Annotated in this window: 1 pseudogene; it reads right to left on the reverse strand. The window is 54.8% G+C overall.

Annotated features, from left to right (window positions below):
* Positions 1-347: pseudogene (locus ACSHWJ_RS16010) on the reverse strand (IS3 family transposase); the annotation flags it as partial.

Genomic DNA, 347 nt, shown 5'->3' on the forward strand with positions numbered 1-347 from the left:
ATCACATTGAACAACCTGAACTTCCTTCCATCGGCGAGCTGATCATGCATGAAGTCCATCGACCAGACTTGGTTGATCCGTGTCCGGCACCGTGAGCGGTTCCGGCTTGTCCCGTTTCAGCCGTTTCCTCGGCTTGATGCGAAGATTCAGTTCCAGTTCGCGGCATATCCGGTACACCCGTTTGTGGTTCCATCCGAATCCTTTCACGTTGCGCAAATACAGGAAGCACAGCCCGAATCCCCAGTTGCGGTGGTTGTCGGTCAGCCGCATCAGCCAGTCGGCGATTTCTTCGTTCTCGGCATTGCGCTTGGCGCTGTACCGATAACAGGTTTCGCTGACCTGAAATG

Origin of the sequence: Methylococcus sp. S1M (assembly GCF_051295855.1) — a bacterium.
Taxonomy (GTDB): Bacteria; Pseudomonadota; Gammaproteobacteria; order Methylococcales; family Methylococcaceae; genus Methylococcus; species Methylococcus capsulatus.